We start from the raw sequence: 14398 nt of genomic DNA on the forward strand, positions 1-14398 counted from the left end.
TTTGCGGATGGGCGGCGGCCGTGCGTCGGGACGCTTTTTCTTTGGAGCCATGGATGGCCGCGCCAGACAAGACCGACGCTCTCGTCAACCCGATCAACCCCAAGCGCCGCAGCATCATGAAAGCCGCGGCGACGATTGCAGGAGGCAGTGCCGTGGCATTGATCGATCCGCTGGTGCGTGCCGGGGCCTGGGCCGCCGGCTCCGATGCGCCCGAGAAGACGGAGCTGAAGGTCGGCTTCATCCCGCTCACGGACTGCGCCTCGGTGGTCATGGCGTCCACGCTGGGCATCGACAAGAAGTACGGCATCAAGATCACGCCGTCGAAAGAAGCCTCGTGGGCGGGCGTGCGCGACAAGCTGGTGTCGGGCGACCTGGATGCGGCGCACGTGCTGTACGGCCTGATCTACGGCGTGCAGCTCGGCATTGGCGGGCCCAAGAAGGACATGGCCGTGCTGATGACGCTCAACAACAACGGCCAGGCGATCACGCTGTCGTCCAAGCTCAAGGAAGCAGGTGTCAAGGATGGCGCGTCGTTGAAAGCCGTCATGGCGAAGGACAAGCGCGAATATGTGTTCGCGCAGACCTTCCCGACCGGCACGCATGCGATGTGGCTGTACTACTGGCTGGCCGCGCACGGCATCCACCCGCTGCAGGACGCCAAGGCGATCACCGTGCCGCCGCCGCAGATGGTGGCCAACATGCGCGTGGGCAACATGGATGGCTTCTGCGTGGGCGAGCCGTGGGGCGCACGCGCGATTGCCGACAACATCGGCTTTACCGCCGAGACAACACAGGCCATCTGGAAAGACCACCCCGAGAAGGTGCTCGGCACCACGGCGGAGTTCGTGCAGAAGTATCCGAACACGGCGCGTGCGCTCACCGCCGCGGTGCTGGAGGCAAGCAAGTTCATCGATGCGTCGGCCTCGAACCGCCGCAAGACGGCCGAGACCATCGCCGCCAAGTCCTACGTCAACACCGACATGGACATCATTCTCGACCGCATGCTGGGGCGCTACTCGAACGGCCTGGGCAAGACCTGGGACGACCCGGACCCGATGCGCTTCTATCACGATGGCGCGGTCAACTTCCCGTACCTGTCGGACGGCATGTGGTTCCTCACGCAGCACAAGCGCTGGGGGTTGCTGAAGGCGCATCCGGATTACCTGGCCGTCGCCAAGCAGGTCAACCGCATCGACATCTTCAAGCAGGCGGCAACCGCCACCGGCACGCCGCTGCCCAAGAGCGACATGCGCACGGCCAAGTTGATCGACGGCGTGGTGTGGGATGCGAAGAACCCCGCCGCGTATGCGGACGGCTTCAAGCTGAAAGCCTGACGCCGTTGCCCTCCTGAATTCTGATTGCGGTCCTCACGTCGATGGAGCCCGACATGAACACGCTCGTCAAAACGTTGTCCGGCGTGCAGTCCGACGCCGCCCCTGAACGTCGCCGGTTCGTTGCGCGCGACTGGTTTGTCGCTGCCGTGGTGCGCGGCTTTCCGCCGGTGCTGGGCTTGGTTCTGTTTGTGCTGGCGTGGCAGGGCATTGCCACGGCCATCCCCGCATTGCCGACACCGGCGGTGACGTGGAAAGCGGCCGTTGCGCTCTTCGCCGATCCGTTCTATCGCAATGGGCCGAATGACCAGGGCGTAGGCTGGAACGTGCTCGCATCGCTGGCGCGCGTGGGTGCGGGCTTTGGCATGGCGGCGGTCATCGGCATTCCGGCGGGCTTCCTGATCGGGCGCTTTGCGTTTCTCAACGCGATGGCCTCGCCCATCATCAGCCTGCTGCGGCCGGTGTCGCCGCTGGCGTGGCTGCCGATTGGGCTGCTGCTGTTCAAGTCCGCCAACCCGGCGGCCATCTGGGCGATCTTCATCTGCTCGATCTGGCCGATGGTGATCAACACTGCCGTGGGCGTGACGCGCGTGCCGCAGGACTACCTGAACGTGGCGCGCGTGCTGAACCTGTCCGAATGGAAGGTGTTCACGCGCGTGCTGTTTCCGGCGGTGCTGCCGTACATGCTGACGGGCGTGCGGTTGTCCATCGGCACGGCGTGGCTGGTGATCGTAGCGGCGGAGATGCTCACCGGCGGTGTCGGCATCGGCTTCTGGCTGTGGGACGAATGGAACAACCTGAAGGTCGAGCACATCGTCATCGCCATCTTCGTGATTGGCGTGGTGGGCTTGCTGCTCGAGCACGCGCTGCTGGCGATTGCGCGGCGCTTCTCGTACGACGCGGTTTAAGGGAAATGGGGGGAGCGCCATGACAGACAAATTCCTGCGCATTGAAAACGTCGGGCAGACGTTCAAGACCAAGCGCGGCCCGTTCGTCGCCCTGCGCGACATCGACCTGACGGTGGCGCGCGGTGAGTGCATCGCGCTCATCGGGCACTCGGGCTGCGGCAAATCAACGTTGCTCAATCTCATTGCCGGCCTCACGCGGCCGACCACGGGTGGATTGATCCTCGCCGAGCGCGAGATTGCGGGGCCGGGGCCGGATCGGGCGGTGGTGTTTCAGAACCACTCGCTACTGCCGTGGCTCACGTGCTTTGACAACGTGTATCTCGCCGTCGAGCGTGTGTTTGGGAAGACGGAGACGAAGGGGCAGTTGCGTGAACGTACGCATGCGGCGCTGGCGCTGGTGGGACTCACGCATGCAGAGCAGAAACATCCGCACGAGATTTCTGGCGGGATGAAGCAGCGTGTCGGGATTGCGCGGGCGCTGTCCATGGAGCCTAAGGTGCTGCTGATGGATGAGCCCTTTGGCGCCCTGGATGCACTGACGCGGGCGCATCTGCAGGATGAGCTGCTGAAGATCGTGGCCGCTACCGGCAGCACGGTGGTGATGGTCACGCACGATGTGGATGAGGCGGTGCTGCTGGCGGATCGCATCGTCATGATGACGAATGGGCCGGCTGCGACGATTGGCGAAGTGTTGACGGTGGATTTGCCGCGGCCGCGGGATCGGATGGCGTTGGCGGAGGATGCGACTTATCACGCTTGCCGGACGGCGGTGTTGGATTTTCTGTATCGGAAGCAGAGGCATCCGGTGGCGGAGGCGGCCTGATTTTTTGGTTTTTGATTTTGGCCTTGGTGGTCTGACTCCCTTTCATCCCCCGCCGGGGCTGACCCACTTTCTTTGTCTTGCCAAAGAAAGTAAGCAAAGAAAGGCGCGCCCGAGATGGCGACATCCCCTTGAATTTATGTCGCAGGGAGGGAAGGGAGGCAAACTCGCTTCGCTCAAACAGGCCTCCCTTCTTTTTCCTCCCTGCAACAGAAATTCAAGGCGCCATCTAGGGCAGGAACTTCAACGGCCAAACCGGCGTGGTTTGGCCGTTTGCGTAAACCTCTAGCGTTGGTGGTAGGTGGGCGGTTCGCTTCGCTCCCTGTTTGGATGCCCTGGACACTTCATCTGTGTTGATGCTTTCTCTGGCTGGGTTGGTGGAAAACCGTTCTGGTACAAATGCGGGGGCGAGCTTTGACCCTGCAGCTTTCCCTCGGGGTAGTTCGCTTTGCCAAGCCAGGAGAGTGATCGAGTGGACACGGAAGCGTTCTTCAAGAAAGTCCGGACCTATGCGGAGATCTCGGAAGAGGCTGAGCGGGCGTGGGCTTCTCTGCTGCAACCCAGGCAATACCGGAAGGACGAGTCGCTCGTGGCCGCGGGCGAAGTGCCGACACGGTTTGCGTTTGTTCTTGAGGGCCTGTTCTTCCAGCACTATGTCGGGCCCGAGGGAGACATGGTCATCAAGTATTTCTTTCCGGAGGGCCGGATTGCCGGCTCGGTCAGTGCGACGCTGCTTGGCAAACCCAGCCAATTTACGATCACCGCCATCGAAGACTGCAGCGTCCTGGAGTACGACTTCGCCGCGTTTCGGTCGTTGACGGCGCGCTTCCCGGATATCGCGGCGTTCTACATCCATTACATGGAGCGCCACTGGATCATCGAAAAGGAGCCGGTTGAAATCGCCTTCCGCCACGACAGCGCCATGAAGCGCTATCGCAATTTCATCAGCAGTGAACCCGATCTGCACAGGCGTCTGAAGCAGCATCACATCGCCGCCTGGCTTGGTATTACTCCCGAGAGCCTGAGCCGTCTGAGAAAGGCGATTGCCCTTGGTGTTGGGTGAGCTGGGTCGCGTCTTACCAATAGTCAATGCGCCTACGATCTTCGCGCCCGTATCGTTCAGGCAGGCAAGCGCGGTGCTCGCCCTCAACCAAGGAGACCTGTCATGACGAAGTCGATCTTTGTGAACCTTCCTGTCGCAAACCTGCAGCAATCCAAAGCCTTCTACGAAGCCCTCGGCTTCGCGAACAACCCGCAATTCACCGATGACACGGCCGCCTGCATGGTGTGGAGCGAGTCGATCTTCGTGATGCTGCTCACGCACGCAAAGTGGCAAACGTTCACCAGCCGCCCGCTCCTGCAAAGCGGGTCGAGCGAAGTGATGCTCGCCCTGACCTGCGACAACAAAGACGCCGTCGACCAAATGAACGATGCAGCAGTGAAATGCGGCGGCACGGCCGACATCAACCCGAAGCAGGACCTGGGATTCATGTACGGCCGCGCCCTGGCCGACCTGGACGGCCACATCTGGGAAGCCATCTGGATGGATCCCGCCGCCATCAGTTCGTGACACCCGGCGCCAACGCAACGACGTGCACATCGCCACGCCCGGCCCACCGCCGGTGTGGCCGTTGAAGTTCCTGCCCTAGATGGCGCCTTGAATTTCTGTTGCCGGGAGGAAAAAGGAAAGGAAACTGTCTGAGCGAAGCGAGTTTTTCCCTTCCCCTCCCTGCGACATAAATTCAAGGAGTCTTTCGCCATCTCGGGCGCGCCTTTCTTTGGTTACTTTCTTTGGCAAGACAAAGAAAGTGACTCAGCCCCGGCAGGGGATGAAATAAGAGATGCACCACCAACAAAGAACATCCCACGTCCCACGCTAGCGCCAGCGCAAACCCCAGCGCTATGATCAAACCCAAGCAAACACCCCCGCCACATCCTGATGCCCGCTCCCCCCATCCTCCCCGCCACCGCCACTGAAGACGCCTTCGCCAACGGCCCCTTCCCCGCTGCCCGCTTCATCAAGGAAATCGGCCGCGGCGCAGACGGCGCCCGCGCCCTGGTCAAGCACGACGCCCGCGCGCTTTTCACCGCCATGCTGGAAAGCCGCATCTCCGACGTGCAGCTCGGCGCCATCCTCATGGCCTACCGCATCAAAGGCGAGACCCCGGAAGAACTCGACGGCATGCTGGAAGCCACGCATGCGCACTGCCGGCCGCTGCCGGCACCGGATACGCCCGAGCGCGCGTTGCCGGTCGTCATCCCGAGCTACAACGGCGCCCGCCGCCAGCCAAACCTCGTGCCGCTGCTGGCCAAGCTGCTGGCGCGCGAAGGTGTGCCGGTGCTGGTGCATGGCATCCGCCGCTTCGACGGCCGCATCACCACGGCGGCGCTGTTCGAAGCACTCGGCTGGCCCGTTTGCGAACACATGGACGACGCCCGCGAGCGCCTGGAGAGCGATCGCCTGGCCTACGTGCCGATCGACGTGCTATCGCCCGAGCTGGCGTCGCTGCTGGACAAGCGCGAGATCGTCGGCCTGCGCAATTCGGCCCACACGGTGGTGAAGATGCTGCAGCCCATTGGCGGACACGCCCCGCACGAGGCGCTACGGCTGGTGAGCTACACGCACCCGGAATACCGCGACACGCTCACCGACTACTTCCTGCGCCATCCGGCCAATGTGCTGCTCGCCCGCGGCACCGAAGGCGAGACCGTGGCCGATGCTCGGCGCGGCAGCGCGGTGGAGTGGCTGCACGACGGATCACACGAAACCGTGATTGAAGCGGTGGAAGGGTCAAGCGATGCGCCGCCTGAATTGCCTGCGGGGACGGACGTGGCGGCAACGGCGCGGTGGATTGAAGCGGTGCTCAACGGCGAGCAGCCGGTGCCGGAGCCGATCGCCAAGCAGGTCCGCGCGATCGTGCGGTGTGCACGACCGGCGCAGGCTGCCTGATCGATCGCTCGGTCTTACTTGGACGGCAGCGGAATGCGCTCCGTCTCGCCCGGCACGTGGGCGAAGGCGTCGGCCTCCCAGCGCTGCTTGGCGTCTTCAATGTCGGCCTTGTCGCTGGCGACGAAGTTCCAGTAGATGTGGCGGTGGCCGTCGGTCGGGTCGCCGCCCAGCAGCATCACGCGTGACGATGCCTGCGCGGTGAGCGTTACGTCGCCGCCGGGTTCCAGCACGGCGAGGTGCTGCGGCTCGAGCACCTCGCCGTCGATGGTGACGGCGCCGTCGACGAGATACAGCCCGCGGTCTGCATGCTCAGGCGGAATCACCAGCGACGCACCGGCCGCCAGTTCCAGTGCCACGTACAACGTGCGCGAACTCACCTTCACGGGCGACGTCAGCCCGAACGCATCCCCCGCAATGACCACGCCCTGCACGCCAGGGCATTCGAGCTTGGGCAGCGTGTCGGCGGCGTGGTGGGCGAAGCTGGCGTTCACCTTTTCCTGATCCTTCGGCAGCGCCACCCAGGTCTGGATGCCATGCACGCGCGCGCCTTTTTCGCGTCCCTCGGGCGAGGAGCGCTCGGAGTGGACGATGCCGTTGCCGGCCGTCATCCAGTTCACGTCACCGGGCGTGATGGTCTGCACGCTGCCAAGGCTGTCACGGTGGACCATGCTGCCGTCGAACAAATACGTGACGGTGGCCAGGCCGATATGCGGGTGGGGGCGCACGTCGATGCCCTCGCCCGGGGCGAAATCCACGGGGCCCATGTGATCGAAGAAGATGAACGGCCCGACCGTCTGGCGCGCCGCCGAGGGCAGCACGCGCTTGACTGAGAAACCGCCCAGGTCGCGCACGTGCGGACCGATGATGTGCTGAATGGAAGTCATGGTGGAAAGCTCCTCAGACGCGCTCGGCAAGTTCGGTGTCGACGCTGATCTCAACTTCGGTCATCAGCTTGTGAACGGGGCATTTGCCGGCCACGCGCAGCAGGTCGGCGCGCTGCTCGTCGCTCAGATCGCCGTGCAGGGTCAGCACCGTGCGCAGCTTGTAACGGCCCTGGCGCTCCTGGGTGCCGTCGTGCTCGACGGCCACATCGATCGAATCGAGCGGGTACTTGCGCTGGCGTGCATACAGCGTCACGGTCAGCGCCTTGCAGCTTGCCAATGCTGCATCAAAGTAGGCGTGCGGATCGGGCGCACTGCCCTCGCCCGCCGGCTTGGGCACGTCGGTGTAGGTCACGCCTTCGGGGAAGGTGATCTTGTGACGGAAAAGGCCTTCGGTGTCCTTGCTGACGACGATGGTCATGACGGCTCCTGTAACGGTGTCTGCGATGTCCGGGCAGTGTAGCTAACTTGCGTGACGGCACGGGACGTGAGCCCATGTGCGGGGTGCACCGCATTCAATGACCCGTCGATCACGCGACATTGCAGACATGGCAATTTGGCCCACCCATTTGGGTGGAAACGCTCAAGCGGCGCGGTTTTACGCCGATCTTCCGGTTAGAAGACATCCCGCCCTGAAACCGCCCCGCTTACGCCTCACCTGCATGGTTCCTCGCCGGCCGCTTGTCGCCATTGCCGGCGGCATCGGCTTCCTCCTCGTCCTTGTCGGGCTGACCGTGATGGTCGGCTGGCTGCAGCATTGGCCATGGGCAGTGAAGCTGGGCACGGACCGGCTGCTGATCGTGTTCGCCACGGGGATCAACCTGACGCTGCTGGGCGCTGGCCTGGGGGCGCTGCTGGTCGGGACGGTACGACCCAACGCCCGCTGGGCAGACCTGACGGCACGCGGGCTGAGTGGCGCGGTGGCGTTGCTGTCTACGCTGCGACTGGCCGAGATGATCACGGGATGGTCGATCGGGCTCGATTTTCCTGGCCTGCACGCCTGGTTCGACCGCCAATGGGTGACCGGATGGATTGGCGGGATGCACCCCAGCCACGCGCTGGCGATGGCCGCATCGGCGACGGCCCTAAGCCTCGTCCCCTCGCTGCACAAACCGCACCGCGCGCGGTGGTTCTGTGGGCTCCTCGGCCTGGCGATGCTGCTCTGCGCGGGCGACCTGCTGGGCCGCGCCATGGCACTCGAATATCTGTATCCGGCGTGGCTGCGGTGGCGCGCCTCGGACGTGGCTGCCGTCTGCTCGCTGCTGGTGGTCACGGGCGTGCTGTGCGCCGCGGTGGCCAGGCATCCTGGCCTGTTGCGCCTGCGCTTGTCGCCGGAAGACACCATCGTTTGGATCAGCGGCGGCTGTGTGGTGGTGGCAGGGCTGGGGGCCACCATCACGGCATTCATCATCCAGGTGGATAGCGCCACCCTGACATTCGGTACCACGCGGGCCCGTGCGCTTTCCAGCTACGCTGAAGAATTCGACCAACTGCTCGCCATGCGTGCAGAAAACCCGCGCCTGGTGGCTGCTGCCACGCACATCCAGGAAGTACTGCGCCATCCGGCCGACAACGCAGCGCGCCTGCGCAGCGCGAGCGCGCTGCAGGCGTATCGCGAGCAAGGCTACTCGTACCTGCAACTGCGTACGCTCGCCGGCGAGGGCATCGTCAGCCTGGGGACGCAAACGCTTGAACCCGAACTGTCGATACCGCTGCACGCCGGCCTCGCGCCCGAGCGCGTCACGCTGCAATGGGTACATGGCTTTGCCATGCGCACCGAAACACCGGTCATGGCAGACGGCATGCAGATCGGCTGGCTGGTCGCCGAGCAACCGCTCGCCCACATGACAGGCCGCTACACCAACCAACGCGGCACGGGGATGACGGAAACACTGGCGATGTCGGGCTTTGATGCGCGCGGCCGCGCCATGTCGTTTCCGCAGCGCTTTGACGCGTATGTGTTCGAGCTGCCGCTGCTTACGGTCGATCATCGGCCGCTGCCGTCGCGCTTGGCGCTGGCGGGTCAGGCCGGCTACGGCCAGTGGCAGGACATCCACGGCATGCCGACGTCGTTCAGCTACACGCCCATCGGCCACACAGGTCTGGCGCTGATCAGCAAGATCGCCAGCGCCGAGCTGTATGCCCCGATGCGTGTGCAGTTCGAGCGGCTTGCGGCCTTGATGCTGTGTCTGATGATTGGCAGCGTGCTGGCCATTCGCCTGACGGTACGGCCGTTTGCCAACCGGCTCGCCGCGTCCGAACGTGCGCTGCGCACCGCCAACGAAAGCCTCGAGCGCCGCCGTGACGCCCTGCGCGCCAGCCGCGAACAACTGCGCCTGGTGGCCGACAACGTGCCCGCGCAGCTCAGCTATGTCGACCCTGACGGCATCGTCCGCTTTGCCAGCCGCACGCTGCTCGAAGCCTTCGGCCGCAATGAAGACGAGCTGCTCGACCGCCATGTGCGCGACATCTACGCCCCCGAGGACTACCGCGCGCTGCTGCCCTACATGACGGAGGTGCTGGCCGGTTACCCGGTGCAATTCGAGATCCAGTCCATGCGCACCGGCGTGCCCCGCTACCTGAGCGGCCACTACTTTCCTGACTATGATGATCGCGGCACGCTGCGCGGCTATTTCTCGGTGCTGCAGGATCTGACGGCCCGCACGAGCGCCGAGCTGGCCCTGGCGCGCAGTGAACGCGCACTCAAGCTCGTGCTCGACAACGCGCCGCTGCTGGTGTCGCACATCAACCCCGACGGCGTCTTCACCTTCTGCAACGTCACGCATGCACGCTGGCTGCAGCGCACGCCCGAGGAGGTCTGCGGCCAGATGCCGGAGCGCGTGTTCACGCCGGGCACGTACGCCTTGCTGGCACCGTATCTGGTGCGCGCCCGGCGCGGAGAATCCGTCCAATTCGAGATCACCGCGCCTTGGTACGAAAAGCCGCACGCCAACGGCCCGCGCAGCCGCACCCGGCATTTCCGCGGCCAGCTCGTCCCCGATGCCGGAGAAGCGCGCGACGGCCGCTGCGGTTTCTACGCCTTCGTGCAGGACGTAACCGAAGCCAAGCGCAGCGAGATGGAGCTTTCGCGCATGGCACGCTTTGATGCCCTCACCGGCCTGCCCAACCGCTACGAACTCTACGAGCGCCTGCGCGCCGCGCTGGAACGCCGGCAGCGCCTGCCCGCGCCGCTGGGCGTGCTCTATCTGGACGTGGATCACTTCAAGCACATCAACGACACCTACGGCCACGCCGCCGGCGATGCTGTGCTGGTGGAGGTCGCGCACCGCCTGCAACGTGCCGTGCGCCGCACAGACACCGTCGCCCGCCTCGCAGGTGACGAGTTCATCATCCTGCTCGACCCCATCGACGCCCCGGACGATGCGCTGCACACCGCGCAGAAGATCGTTGGCGCGATCCGCCCCCCGATTCACCTGCCCGATGGCACGGTGCTCCACGTCACAACGAGCATTGGCGTGGCCTGCCCGGGCCCCGAAGTACGTGACCCCGACGCCGCCCTGCGCGAAGCCGATCGCGCACTTTACTGGGCGAAGTCACGCGGCCGTAACACGGCGGCATAGTCGAGAACCGATACCGCCCACTGCGGTCTATGACTGGGTGCGGCGCCCTTTTTGTTGCGCCGCAAACATCACACTATTGAAGAATCAACCCTGATTTACGGGAACTATTAACCGGACAAAAATGTCCTATTAGCACTCATCCGGTTGGAGTGCTAAGATGCCTTTCCAAACCTCTACTGGATTTCGACAGGAGTCCTGAGTGAACGCAGTCATCCCCGTGAATACCGTTTCCGCAATCGCCACCCAGCCGTCCGGCAACGCCGGTAATGGATGGGCGCTGGCGTTCCCCGGCAACCTGGGCAACATCGACGCTTATATCCAGAGCGTCAACCGTGTGCCGATGTTGACGGCCGAAGAAGAACAGCGTCTGGCCCGCGAATACCGCGACAACGACAATCTCGATGCCGCCCGCCGGCTGGTGCTCTCGCACCTGCGCCTCGTGGTGTCGATTGCCCGTGGCTACCTCGGTTACGGCCTGCCGCATGCCGACTTGATTCAGGAAGGCAATATCGGTCTGATGAAGGCCGTCAAGCGCTTCGACCCGGATCAGGGCGTGCGTCTCGTCTCGTACGCGATGCACTGGATCAAGGCCGAGATGCACGAGTACATCCTGAAGAACTGGCGCATGGTCAAGGTGGCCACCACCAAGGCCCAGCGCAAGCTGTTCTTCAACCTGCGCAGCCACAAGCAGGATGCGCAGGCGACCTTCACTTCGGATGAGATCGACGCCGTAGCGGCCGAGTTGAACGTCAAGGGCACTGAAGTGCGCGAGATGGAAACGCGCCTCTCGGGCGGCGACATCGCGCTGGAAGGCCAGATGGACGACGGCGAAGAGTCGTTTGCCCCGATCGCCTATCTGGCGGACACGCACAACGAGCCGACCCGCGTGATCGAAGCTCGCGGCAACGACCGCATGCAAAGTGAAGGCATCGAAGCTGCCCTCGCCAAGCTGGACGACCGCAGCCGCCGCATCATTGAAGCCCGCTGGCTGAACGTGAATGACGACGGATCGGGCGGCTCGACGCTGCACGAGCTGGCTGACGAGTTTGGTGTGTCAGCCGAGCGCATTCGCCAGATCGAATCGGCCGCGATGAAGAAGATGAAGGGTGCGCTGCAGGCCTTCGCCTAAGCTGCCCGCCTCGCCATAAAGAAAGCCCGCCAATTTGGCGGGCTTTTTCTTTGCGCGGCGACCGGAGATCAGTCGGCCAGCAATTGCTTGATGTCGTGGGCGATCGGCTCGGGGCCCTGGCCGTGCTTGATGAACAAACGCAGGTTGCCCTTTGGGTCAAACATGTAGCTGCCGGCAGTGTGGTCCATGGTGTAGTTGTCGGGCGAGCTGCCCGGCACCTTGCTGTAGAACACCTTGAAATCAGACGCGACCTTCTTGAGTTCAGCTTCGTTTGCCGGACGCAGGCCAATGAAGCGCGGATCGAACGCAGGCACGTACTTGGCCAGCAAGTCTTGCGTATCGCGCTCCGGGTCGACGGTGACGAACAGCACCTGGACGCGATCGGCGTCTTTGCCGAGGGTTTCCATCACAGCGCGCAGTTCGGCCAGCGTGGTCGGACAAACATCGGGGCAATGCGTGTAACCGAAGAACATAACGACGACCTTGCCGCGGAAATCTTCGAGTGTGCGGCGCTTGCCGGTGTGGTCCGTCAGCGAGAAATCGGTGCCAAAGCTCTTGGACCCGGTGATGTCGAGGTTCTTGAAGGCGGGCTTGTCGCTGCACGCCGTCAGCGCCAGCACAGCGACGGCCAGCATGGCGAAGAGCGCGGCGCGGAAGTGTCGGAAAGAGAGCATGGTCATCGTGTTGGAAACAGACCGCCTAGCGTACCGCCAACGGCACACGCTTGCTGGCGGTGCTGTGCGTCACAGCGCCGCGCTTTGCATGAGCGCCGGGCCGAACTTGAAGTAGTGATCCACCAGTAGTGCGGCAAACAGGATCGACAGGTAGATGATCGAATAGCGGAAAGTCTTCTGCGCCAGTGCGTCCGAATATTTGCGGTACATGCGCCACGCATACGACAGGAAGCCGAAGCCGAGCACAAGCGCTGTCGCCAAATAGATATAGCCGCTCATGCCGTAGACGAACGGCAGGATGGTCGCGGCAATCATGATGAGGGTGTAGAGCAGGATATGCAGCAGCGTGTATTTCTCGCCGTGCGTGATTGGCAGCATCGGCAGGCCGGACTTTGCGTAGTCTGCGCGGCGGTACAGCGCGAGCGCCCAGAAGTGCGGCGGCGTCCAAGAGAAGATGATCAGCACCAGGATCCACGCCTCGGCAGGCACGCTGTTGGCGACGGCCGCCCAGCCCAGCGCTGGCGGCATCGCCCCCGAGAGGCCGCCGATCACGATGTTCTGCGGTGTGGCCGGCTTGAGCAGCAGCGTGTAGATGATCGCGTAACCGATGAAGGTCGCGAACGTGAGCCACATCGTCAGGTCGTTGGCGAACACGTGCAGCGTCCACATGCCCGCACCGCCCAGCACCACTGAAAACACCAGGATCTGCCGCGTGCCCAGCTCGCCGCTGGCCGAGGGGCGCCACGCCGTGCGGCGCATCATCGCGTCGATCTTGCGCTCGACCAGGCAGTTGATGGCGAAGGCGGCGCCGGCAAACAGCCAGATGCCGACCGCGCCGCCGACCAGTACCGGCCACGGCACCATGCCCGGCGTGGCCAGGAACATGCCGATCACGGCGCAGAACACGGCAAGCTGCGTGACGCGCGGCTTGGTGAGCGCCGCATACTGCGATGCGGTCGTTCGCCAGCCAGGAAGTTGAGTGGAAGTTGTTGGGGTTGCCACGGTATTCATAAAAGACGTTCAGACGGCATTCAGACGACGGCAGCCGCCACAGGCATCGGCGCCCGCGCTTGCGCGAGCCCGATCAGGTAATGCAGACGCACCATCAGCAACAGCAACACGGCCGCGCCGCCGTTGTGCGCCACGGCGGCCAGCAGCGGCCACCCCAGCACGATGTTCGAAAGTCCGGTCGCCAATTGCACGGCCAGCACAACGAGCAGCACCGTCGCGACACGGCCAATGCCGTCGATGCGACGCGCACGCAGGCCCAGCCACGCCAGGTAGCTCAGCACAGCGACTGCAAACACGCGGTGCGTCCAATGGATAGCCACCAACGCATCGTGCGAGATAAAGTCGCCGCCGGCGGTCTTGCCGAGTTGGCGCCAGAACGTGAAGCCGTGCGCAAAGTCCATTGGCGGAACCCACTGGCCGTTGCACAGCGGGAAATCGGTACAGGCCAGCACAGCGTAGTTCGTGCTGACCCAGCCGCCCAGGGCAATCTGCACAACGAGCAGCACGAGCCCGATGGCCGCCGCCATGCGCAACGAGGCGCCACGCTCGTCCACCACACGCGGCACATCGTTCTTGCAGCCGAGCCGGATCAGCGCGGCGAGCAACGACATGCCGAGCAGCAAGTGTGTCACCACGATGGCCGGCTGCAGCTTGAGCGTGACCGTCCACGCGCCAAAGGCACCCTGCACACACACCAGCGCCAGCACGGCCGTCGCATACCAAGGCGATTGCTTCAGCTCCTTGCGCTTGAGCCACGCCAGCACCACCAGCGTGATGATCAGCACGCCCAGCGCGAGCGCGAAGTAGCGGTGCGTCATCTCGATCCACGCCTTCATCCACGTGACCGGGCCACTCGGCATGGCGGCCTGTGCGGCATGGATGTCGTCACGGGCGTGGAACGGGTTGGACGTGCCGTAGCAGCCCGGCCAGTCCGGGCAACCGAGGCCTGAATCCGTCAGACGCGTGAAGCTGCCGAACATGATCAGGTCGAGCGTGAGGAAAGCGGTGATCCACACCAGCTTGCGGTACTTGTTGCGATCCCCCTTGACCAGCACGTAGCACAGCGGGATCAGCGCGATCAGGATGCCGATGGAAGCAAGTTGCAGCAGCATG

13 protein-coding genes are annotated in these 14398 nt (G+C 64.0%); 8 read left to right on the forward strand and 5 right to left on the reverse strand.

Annotated features, from left to right (window positions below):
- Positions 1-53 precede the first annotated feature (53 nt).
- The 6 genes from BM136_RS17350 (at position 54) to ybiB (ending at position 6009) form a co-directional block, all read left to right on the forward strand.
- Positions 54-1334 (forward strand): CmpA/NrtA family ABC transporter substrate-binding protein, encoded by a 1281-nt coding sequence (locus BM136_RS17350; RefSeq protein WP_092973445.1) that lies wholly within the window; start codon positions 54-56, stop codon positions 1332-1334.
- A gap of 53 nt (positions 1335-1387) precedes the next feature.
- A complete protein-coding gene (ntrB, locus tag BM136_RS17355; protein WP_092973447.1) occupies positions 1388-2239 on the forward strand; it encodes a nitrate ABC transporter permease in 852 nt (283 codons plus the stop codon).
- Between the two features lie 19 nt (positions 2240-2258).
- Positions 2259-3062 (forward strand): ABC transporter ATP-binding protein, encoded by an 804-nt coding sequence (locus BM136_RS17360; protein WP_092973449.1) that lies wholly within the window; start codon positions 2259-2261, stop codon positions 3060-3062.
- Positions 3063-3531: 469 nt separating this feature from the next.
- Positions 3532-4122: a Crp/Fnr family transcriptional regulator gene (locus BM136_RS17370; protein WP_092973451.1), complete on the forward strand. Its 591-nt coding sequence runs from the start codon at positions 3532-3534 to the stop codon at positions 4120-4122.
- Positions 4123-4224: 102 nt separating this feature from the next.
- Positions 4225-4629, forward strand: a complete 405-nt coding sequence (locus BM136_RS17375) for a VOC family protein (RefSeq protein ID WP_092973453.1) — start codon at positions 4225-4227, stop codon at positions 4627-4629.
- Between the two features lie 369 nt (positions 4630-4998).
- Positions 4999-6009 carry a DNA-binding protein YbiB gene (gene ybiB, locus BM136_RS17380; RefSeq protein WP_092973455.1) on the forward strand — a complete coding sequence of 337 codons (1011 nt, stop codon included), beginning with the start codon at positions 4999-5001 and terminating at the stop codon, positions 6007-6009.
- A gap of 14 nt (positions 6010-6023) precedes the next feature.
- Here ybiB and BM136_RS17385 read toward each other — a convergent pair whose 3' ends face one another.
- Both BM136_RS17385 and BM136_RS17390 read right to left on the reverse strand, forming a co-directional pair.
- Entirely contained in the window at positions 6024-6893 is an 870-nt protein-coding gene (locus BM136_RS17385; protein ID WP_092973457.1) for a pirin family protein, read from the reverse strand.
- Between the two features lie 13 nt (positions 6894-6906).
- On the reverse strand, positions 6907-7311 hold the full coding sequence (locus BM136_RS17390; RefSeq protein ID WP_092973459.1) for an OsmC family protein: 405 nt from the start codon (positions 7309-7311) through the stop codon (positions 6907-6909).
- Between the two features lie 241 nt (positions 7312-7552).
- On the opposite strand from BM136_RS17390, the gene BM136_RS17395 reads away from it, so the two are divergent.
- Complete coding sequence (locus BM136_RS17395) at positions 7553-10471, forward strand: sensor domain-containing diguanylate cyclase (RefSeq protein ID WP_092973461.1); 2919 nt, start codon at positions 7553-7555, stop codon at positions 10469-10471.
- A gap of 199 nt (positions 10472-10670) precedes the next feature.
- Positions 10671-11600, forward strand: a complete 930-nt coding sequence (gene rpoH, locus BM136_RS17400) for an RNA polymerase sigma factor RpoH (RefSeq protein WP_092973463.1) — start codon at positions 10671-10673, stop codon at positions 11598-11600.
- A gap of 68 nt (positions 11601-11668) precedes the next feature.
- On the opposite strand, the gene BM136_RS17405 is transcribed toward rpoH, so the two are convergent.
- The 3 genes from BM136_RS17405 to BM136_RS17415 form a co-directional block, all read right to left on the reverse strand.
- Complete coding sequence (locus BM136_RS17405) at positions 11669-12274, reverse strand: SCO family protein (protein ID WP_092973776.1); 606 nt, start codon at positions 12272-12274, stop codon at positions 11669-11671.
- Positions 12275-12343: 69 nt separating this feature from the next.
- Positions 12344-13285, reverse strand: a complete 942-nt coding sequence (gene cyoE, locus BM136_RS17410) for a heme o synthase (protein WP_092973465.1) — start codon at positions 13283-13285, stop codon at positions 12344-12346.
- A 20-nt stretch (positions 13286-13305) separates the two neighbouring features.
- Positions 13306-14397 carry a COX15/CtaA family protein gene (locus tag BM136_RS17415; RefSeq protein WP_092973467.1) on the reverse strand — a complete coding sequence of 364 codons (1092 nt, stop codon included), beginning with the start codon at positions 14395-14397 and terminating at the stop codon, positions 13306-13308.
- Position 14398 lies beyond the last annotated feature (1 nt).

This window comes from Ralstonia sp. NFACC01, from assembly GCF_900115545.1.
Lineage (GTDB): Bacteria > Pseudomonadota > Gammaproteobacteria > Burkholderiales > Burkholderiaceae > Ralstonia > Ralstonia mojiangensis.

What these genes read in the sequence shown, in the direction of transcription:
- BM136_RS17350 (WP_092973445.1), top strand. Translation starts at nt 54, where the DNA reads ATGGCCGCGCCAGACAAGACCGACGCTCTCGTCAACCCGATCAACCCC.
- ntrB (WP_092973447.1), top strand. Translation starts at nt 1,388, where the DNA reads ATGAACACGCTCGTCAAAACGTTGTCCGGCGTGCAGTCCGACGCCGCC.
- BM136_RS17360 (WP_092973449.1), top strand. Translation starts at nt 2,259, where the DNA reads ATGACAGACAAATTCCTGCGCATTGAAAACGTCGGGCAGACGTTCAAG.
- BM136_RS17375 (WP_092973453.1), top strand. Translation starts at nt 4,225, where the DNA reads ATGACGAAGTCGATCTTTGTGAACCTTCCTGTCGCAAACCTGCAGCAA.
- ybiB (WP_092973455.1), top strand. Translation starts at nt 4,999, where the DNA reads ATGCCCGCTCCCCCCATCCTCCCCGCCACCGCCACTGAAGACGCCTTC.
- BM136_RS17385 (WP_092973457.1), bottom strand. Translation starts at nt 6,893, where the DNA reads ATGACTTCCATTCAGCACATCATCGGTCCGCACGTGCGCGACCTGGGC.
- BM136_RS17390 (WP_092973459.1), bottom strand. Translation starts at nt 7,311, where the DNA reads ATGACCATCGTCGTCAGCAAGGACACCGAAGGCCTTTTCCGTCACAAG.
- BM136_RS17395 (WP_092973461.1), top strand. Translation starts at nt 7,553, where the DNA reads ATGGTTCCTCGCCGGCCGCTTGTCGCCATTGCCGGCGGCATCGGCTTC.
- BM136_RS17405 (WP_092973776.1), bottom strand. Translation starts at nt 12,274, where the DNA reads ATGCTCTCTTTCCGACACTTCCGCGCCGCGCTCTTCGCCATGCTGGCC.
- cyoE (WP_092973465.1), bottom strand. Translation starts at nt 13,285, where the DNA reads ATGAATACCGTGGCAACCCCAACAACTTCCACTCAACTTCCTGGCTGG.
- BM136_RS17415 (WP_092973467.1), bottom strand. Translation starts at nt 14,397, where the DNA reads ATGCTGCTGCAACTTGCTTCCATCGGCATCCTGATCGCGCTGATCCCG.